This window comes from Gemmiger formicilis, assembly GCF_016900095.1.
In the GTDB taxonomy this organism is placed as follows: domain Bacteria; phylum Bacillota; class Clostridia; order Oscillospirales; family Ruminococcaceae; genus Gemmiger; species Gemmiger formicilis_A.
Genome location: NZ_JACJJP010000036.1, coordinates 22,094 through 28,447, shown reverse-complemented (window position 1 = coordinate 28,447; position 6,354 = coordinate 22,094). Strand labels below are relative to the sequence as shown.

The window sequence follows — 6,354 nt, the reverse complement described above, 5'->3', positions numbered from 1 at the left end:
GTCCCCCGGGGCGGGCAAGGTGGGGTCGGCGGGCAGGGGTTCTTCCCCGGCCAGCTGGGCAATGCTCACCCCGAAAAACTCCGCAATGGGCCCGGCGTGCTTCAGGGTCAGCTGTTTGGTGCGCCCCGCCCCCAGTTCGGACAGGGTGCTGCGGGGAATCTTGAGCTGACGGCACATCTGGGTCACGTTGATGCCGTCGCGGCGGCAGAGTTCCAGGATATTTTCGTACATGGTATTCATGGGGCAGCTCCTTTGGGCGGTGTTTCGGTTTCTGATTTCAGAGTATCCTGTTTTCGGATTTCTGTCAACCCCCGGGGTGTCCCTCTTCCTTTATCCTACCACAGTGTCGTGGTCATAAAGCGGACTGTTTTCCTTTTTTCCGGCGGGAGAGAGCGAAACTGCCCTGCCGGTCCCCCGCCCCGCCGCCGTTTGCCCACACAAAAACCCGGGCGCTCCGCTTGTGGCGGAGCGCCCGGGTCGGGTTTGTCATGTACAGAAATCAGAAGTCCACTTCGGTGTCATAGTAGCAGCACTTCAGCAGCTTTTCCATCTCTTCCTGGCTGGGCTGCCGGGGGTTGGAGCCGGTGCAGGCGTCGCCGATGGCGTTCTTGGCGATCTCGGGCAGGCGTTCCAGGAAGACCTCTTCCGGCACAAAGCCCTGCTCGCAGGGATAGCTGTCGGCGCCGTAGAACTTGATACCGTGGGGAATGTTCAGATCGTCGTTCATGCCGCGCAGATACTCGATGAGCAGCTTGACCTTCTCGTCGTCGTTGGCGCCGCCCAGCTTCATCTCGTCGGCGATGACGCCGTAGCGGGCCTTGGCGGTGGGATCCTTGGCGTTGAAGGCGATGACCTTGGGCAGATACATGGCGTTGGCCGCACCGTGGATGATGTGGGCGCCGTAGTCCGCGAAGGCTGCGCCGGTCTTGTGGGCCATGGAATGGACGATGCCCAGCAAAGCGTTGGAGAAAGCCATGCCGGCCAGGCACTGGGCGTCATGCATGGCGTCCCGCTTGGCCATATCGCCGTTGTAGCTGCCCACCAGGTCGGCCTGGATCATGCGGATGGCAAAGATGGCCAACGGATCGGTGTAGGCGCAGTTGGCGGTGGAGACATAGGCTTCGATGGCGTGGGTCATGGCGTCCATGCCGGTGTGGGCCACCAGCTTTTTGGGCATGGTCTCGGCCAGCTCGGGGTCCACGATGGCCACGTCGGGGGTGATCTCAAAGTCCGCGATGGGATACTTGATGCCCTTGGCGTAGTCGGTGATGATGGAGAAGGCCGTCACCTCGGTGGCGGTGCCGGAGGTGGAGGAAATGGCGCAGAAATGAGCTTTCTGGCGCAGTTTGGGAATACCGAAGACCTTGCACATCTCCTCGAAGGTGATGTCGGGGTATTCGTACTTGATCCACATGGCCTTGGCCGCATCGATGGGCGAACCGCCGCCGATGGCAATGATCCAGTCGGGCTCAAATTCCATCATGGCCGCCGCGCCGCGCATGACCGTCTCCACCGAGGGATCGGGCTCGATGCCGTCAAAGATCTTCACTTCCATGCCGGCCTCGTGCAGATAGCCGACCGCCTTGTCCAGGAAACCGAAGCGCTTCATGGAGCCGCCGCCCACACAGACGATGGCCTTTTTGCCTTCAAAGGTTTTCAGCGCTTCCATTGCGCCTTTGCCGTGATACAGATCGCGCGGCAGAGTAAATCTTGCCATGGGAATTACCTCCTTTTGATCGGGCGCACCGCCCGTTTACCTACATTTCGGGGTGGGGTTTCCCCCCTCGGAGTGCCGGGCGTGCTTGCGGGGGTGCCCGGCACAAGGCTGATAAAAGTTGGTCACAATTTCTTCATAATTGATAAACTTTTATCAATCTTTAGGTAAAGTATACTCCCAACCGGGGCGGGAATCAACGCGCAAATGCGCCAAATTTCAGGCCGTTTTTCCAGCTTTTTGCCCATTGTTCCAGGGCTGTTTCCGTAGCGCTTCCCCACCGGGCCGCCATACAAAAACCCCCGCGCCGCCAAAGCGGTGCGGGGGTTGGTTTCATGGGCAGAGGGACATCAGCTGAACATGTTGATCAGGATGCCGGCCGCCACGGCGGAGCCGATAACACCGGCCACGTTGGGGCCCATGGCGTGCATGAGCAGATAGTTGCGGGGGTTGTACTCCTGGCCGACCTTCTGGGAAACGCGGGCGGCCATGGGCACGGCGGAAACACCGGCCGAGCCGATGAGGGGGTTGATCTTGCCGTGGGTGACGGCGCACATGACCTTGCCCAGCAGCACACCGCCGGCGGTGCCCACACCGAAGGCGATGACGCCCAGGATGATGATCTCCACGGTCTGGACATTCAGGAAGGTGGAAGCGTTGGTGGTGCAGCCCACGCTGAAGCCCAGGAAGATGGTGATGATGTTCATGAGTTCGTTGCCGGCGGTCTTGGTGATGCGCTCCACCACGCCGGATTCCTTCATCAGGTTGCCCATCATCAGGCAGCCCACCAGGATGGCCGCATCAGGCAGGGTCAGGCTGACGATGATGGTGACCATGATGGGGAAGATGATCTTTTCGGTCTTGGAGACCCGGCGCGGGGGCTCCATGATGATCTGCCGTTCTTTTTCGGTGGTCAGGGCGCGCATGATGGGCGGCTGGATAACCGGCACCAGCGCCATGTAGCAGTAGGCCGCCACCGCGATGGAGCCCAGCAGATGAGGGGCCAGCTTGGTGGTGGTGAAGATGGCCGTGGGGCCGTCGGCGCCGCCGATGATGCCGATGGAGGCAGCTTCGGCGCCGGTGAAGCCCAGCAGCTTGGCGCCCAGGTAGGTGAAGAAGATGCCTAGCTGGGCGGCAGCGCCCAGCAGCAGGCTGGACGGGCGGGCGATCAGGGGTTCAAAGTCGGTCATGGTACCGATGCCCAGGAAGATCAGGGGCGGGTAGATGCCCAGCTTGACGCCCAGGTAGATGTAGTCGGCCATGCCGCCGGAACTGCCCAGCAGTTCCCAGTTGATGTGGTTGGTCTCGTTCAGGAAGATTTCCATATGGAACAGACCGTCCAGAGGCAGGTTGGTCATCAGCATGCCGAAGCCGATGGGCAGCAGCAGCAAAGGTTCAAACTGCTTGACAATGGCCAGGTACAGCAGCACGCAGGCCACCACCAGCATGATGGCGTATTTCCAGCCGCCCTCCGCAAAGAAGATCTGGGCCCAGCCGGAATTGGCAAAAATTTCTGAAATATTCTGAATAATGCTCATACCATCACCCTGCCTTTACGCCATGAACGGTGTCGTGTTGGCCACCACACCGGCATCGCCCCAGTTGCCCCGGCGGGAACCGGCAGCGGGCGCGCGGCGCACGGCGCGGATGACGGCGCTGCCTTCGGTGCAGGCAACGGCGGCGGCAATGGCGGCCACAACCTCGGCGGGAATGCCCGTTTCCACCGCCGGTGCGGCGGGGGCCGGTGCGGGCTTGCGGGCCGGCGCAGCGGGCTTGGGTGCGGCAGGTTTGGGGGCAGCGGGTTTCTCGGCCCGGTCCATCATCTTGCCTTCCAGGGTGATGATCAGGCACAGCGCAACCAGCATGCCGAACACAAGCACCAGGCTGGTCACGACTACATTTGCGTCGCCGAATTCCAGGGCGAGCATTGCGACGTGGGACATAGTTTCGATTCCTCCTTGCAGCATACCGCGGCGTCGATCCCGCGTTGTACAGGCAGTGGCCGCAGACGCGGCCAATTTAGCAACATTATAGCACGTTCCGCACGGTTTGTGTAGCACTTTTTTTAAAAAATTTGGTATGTTCGCCAACAAATGCCCAACTTTCGGTAACACTGTCACAGAACAGCCACCCCTTTTGTAGTATACTAATACAGAAAGTTCCGGCCGCAGCCGGCCGGGGCCTGCCACCTCTTACCACAAAGGAAGGTTCATCATGAGCATTTTTGATATGTTCCGCCGCACCGATATCAACGAAGGATTCCGCCGTTTCCAGGCCACCCCTGGCGCCGTGCTGCTGGATGTGCGCACCACCGAGGAGTACGCCGCGGGGCATCTGCCCGGCAGCCGCAACCTGCCCCTGCACCTGCTGGACACCCCGGGCATCCCGCTGCCCTCCACCGACACCCCGGTGTTTCTGTACTGCCGCAGCGGTGCCCGCAGCGGCCAGGCCACCAGCTGGATGAAGGCCCACGGATACACCAAAGCGGAGAACATCGGCGGCATTCTGGACTACAACGGTCCCGTGGAGCGGGGCGAATAAACAAAAAGGCCGTGCCCCGGAGCAAAGCGTTCCGGGCACGGTCTTTTTATTGGGAAGAAAGGAGAATCTCTCAAGTATTCGGCGCAGTCTGTGCGTCCTGTGCGCCCTGCTCACCCGCCGGCAGCTGGGGCACTGCGGTGAGGATGCGCATGAACTCCTCGCCGCTGATGGTTTCCTTCTCGTACAGGTATTGGGCGATCTCGTCCAGCTTGCCCCGGTTTTCCCGCAGGATCTGCAGGGCTTTCTGGTGCTGGGTGCGCACGATCTGCACCACCTGGCGGTCGATGTCGGCGGCGGTGGTCTCGCTGCAGGCCAGGGAGGCATCCCCGCCCAGATAAGCGTTGTTCACCGTCTCCAGGGCCACCATGTCGAAGTCGTCGGTCATGCCGTAGCGGGTAACCATGGCCCGGGCCAGCCGGGTGGCCTGCTCAATATCGTTGGAAGCGCCGGTGGTCACCGAGCCGAAGACGACCTCCTCGGCAGCACGGCCGCCGGTGAAGGTGGCGATCTTGGCCAGCAGCTGTTCCTTGCTCATCAGCACCTGGTCACCCTGGTCCACCTGCATGGTGAAGCCCAGGGCGCCGGAGGTGCGGGGCACAATGGTGATCTTCTGCACCGGGGCGCTGTTGGTCTGGATGGCTGCCACCAGGGCGTGGCCCACCTCGTGATAGGCCACGATGCTGCGGTCCTTGTCGTTCAGGATCTGGTTCTTCTTCTGGGCACCGGCCAGGATGGTATCCACGGCCTCCTGCAGGTCGTACTGGGTCACGGCCATGCGCTTGTGGCGCACGGCGCTCAGGGCGGCCTCGTTGATGATGTTGGCCAGCTCGGCGCCGGAAGCGCCGGAAGTCATGCGGGCCACCATGGTGAAATCGCAGTCGGGGCCCAGCTTGACCTTCTTGGCGTGCAGGCGCAGAATTTCTTCCCGGCCTTTCAGGTCGGGCAGTTCCACCGGCACACGGCGGTCAAAACGGCCGGGACGGGTCAGGGCGGGGTCCAGGGATTCGGGACGGTTGGTAGCGGCCAGGATGATGACACCCTTGGTGGCGTCAAAGCCGTCCATCTCGGTCAGCAGCTGGTTCAGGGTCTGTTCCCGCTCGTCGTTGCCGCCCATAGCGGAAGCGCCGTCGCGCTTTTTGCCGATGGTATCGATCTCATCAATAAAGACGATGCAGGGCGCTTTTTCGTTGGCCTGCTTGAACAGGTCACGCACTTTGGAGGCGCCCATACCCACGAACATCTCCACGAACTCACTGCCCGCGATGCTGAAGAAGGGCACACCGGCCTCGCCGGCCACCGCCCGGGCCAGCAGGGTCTTGCCGGTACCCGGAGGGCCCACCAGCAGCACGCCCTTGGGCATCTTGGCGCCGATGGTCTCGTATTTCTGGGGATTGTGCAGGAAATCCACGATCTCCTGCAAGCTTTCCTTGGCTTCGTCCTCGCCGGCCACATCGGCGAACTTGATGGCGGTGCCTTCCTCCACCACATACTGTTTGGCGCCGGATTTGCCGGTGCCGAACATCATGGCGTTGGGTCCGCCCATGTTGTTCATCCGCTTGCGCATCATGAAGCTGATCCAGGTAACCAGCAGGATCATGGGCAGGAACATGAGAATGATGTTCAGGATGGTATCAATGGGGCCGGGGTCGTTGATGACCTTGTCAAACTTGACGCCCGCATCTTCCAGCCGGTCCACCAGTTTCAGGTCCTGGGCAATGGCGTTGGTCTCGTAGCTGTTGTTCTCTTTGTCGATAAAGTAGATCTTCTCGTCGTCGATCTGCACGGTGGACAGCTTGTCCTCCTCCAGCATCTGGAGGAAGGTGCCGTAGTCCACCTGCTGCACCCCAGCGCGCAGCATCATGGGAAAGACCAGGGTGTTGAAGGCCAGCACGATGAGGAAGATCACCAGATAACTGATCCCAAGAGATTTCTTGGGGTCACGGGGTTTCTTGGTCTCCTGCATACAAAACAATCCTCTCTTTTGAAACGGGTCTTATGGCCCATGGATATAGCATGCACCTCAAAAATGAACAGCCCGTGAAGTCATTTTGAACACAAGGAAAACATTGGGGATATTTTCCCTTTATAAACACAAAAAC

Annotated in this window: 6 protein-coding genes; 1 reads left to right on the top strand and 5 read right to left on the bottom strand. The window is 60.7% G+C overall.

The annotated features are described in order from the left end of the window. From H6B15_RS13525 to H6B15_RS15720, 4 genes are all read right to left on the bottom strand, one after another. Nucleotides 1–240, bottom strand: a 240-nt coding sequence (locus tag H6B15_RS13525) for a helix-turn-helix domain-containing protein (RefSeq protein WP_204648535.1), incomplete at its 3' end; no start/stop codon positions are given. A 259-nt stretch (nucleotides 241–499) separates the two neighbouring features. Further along, nucleotides 500–1,717 (bottom strand): iron-containing alcohol dehydrogenase, encoded by a 1,218-nt coding sequence (locus H6B15_RS13520; RefSeq protein WP_204648534.1) that lies wholly within the window; start codon nucleotides 1,715–1,717, stop codon nucleotides 500–502. 347 nt (nucleotides 1,718–2,064) lie between these two features. After that, nucleotides 2,065–3,252 (bottom strand): sodium ion-translocating decarboxylase subunit beta, encoded by a 1,188-nt coding sequence (locus tag H6B15_RS13515; RefSeq protein WP_204648533.1) that lies wholly within the window; start codon nucleotides 3,250–3,252, stop codon nucleotides 2,065–2,067. Nucleotides 3,253–3,267: 15 nt separating this feature from the next. After that, nucleotides 3,268–3,657: an OadG family transporter subunit gene (locus H6B15_RS15720; RefSeq protein WP_204648532.1), complete on the bottom strand. Its 390-nt coding sequence runs from the start codon at nucleotides 3,655–3,657 to the stop codon at nucleotides 3,268–3,270. Nucleotides 3,658–3,928: 271 nt separating this feature from the next. On the opposite strand from H6B15_RS15720, the gene H6B15_RS13505 reads away from it, so the two are divergent. Continuing rightward, nucleotides 3,929–4,255, top strand: a complete 327-nt coding sequence (locus H6B15_RS13505) for a rhodanese-like domain-containing protein (protein WP_204648531.1) — start codon at nucleotides 3,929–3,931, stop codon at nucleotides 4,253–4,255. A 70-nt stretch (nucleotides 4,256–4,325) separates the two neighbouring features. On the opposite strand, the gene ftsH is transcribed toward H6B15_RS13505, so the two are convergent. Then, nucleotides 4,326–6,218, bottom strand: coding sequence for an ATP-dependent zinc metalloprotease FtsH (ftsH, locus tag H6B15_RS13500; RefSeq protein WP_204648530.1), 1,893 nt, complete (start codon nucleotides 6,216–6,218; stop codon nucleotides 4,326–4,328). Nucleotides 6,219–6,354: the final 136 nt, after the last annotated feature.

Bases quoted from the DNA above. Each gene is read 5' to 3' on its own strand.
- H6B15_RS13520 (WP_204648534.1), bottom strand. From the start codon at position 1,717: ATGGCAAGATTTACTCTGCCGCGCGATCTGTATCACGGCAAAGGCGCA.
- H6B15_RS13515 (WP_204648533.1), bottom strand. From the start codon at position 3,252: ATGAGCATTATTCAGAATATTTCAGAAATTTTTGCCAATTCCGGCTGG.
- H6B15_RS15720 (WP_204648532.1), bottom strand. From the start codon at position 3,657: ATGTCCCACGTCGCAATGCTCGCCCTGGAATTCGGCGACGCAAATGTA.
- H6B15_RS13505 (WP_204648531.1), top strand. From the start codon at position 3,929: ATGAGCATTTTTGATATGTTCCGCCGCACCGATATCAACGAAGGATTC.
- ftsH (WP_204648530.1), bottom strand. From the start codon at position 6,218: ATGCAGGAGACCAAGAAACCCCGTGACCCCAAGAAATCTCTTGGGATC.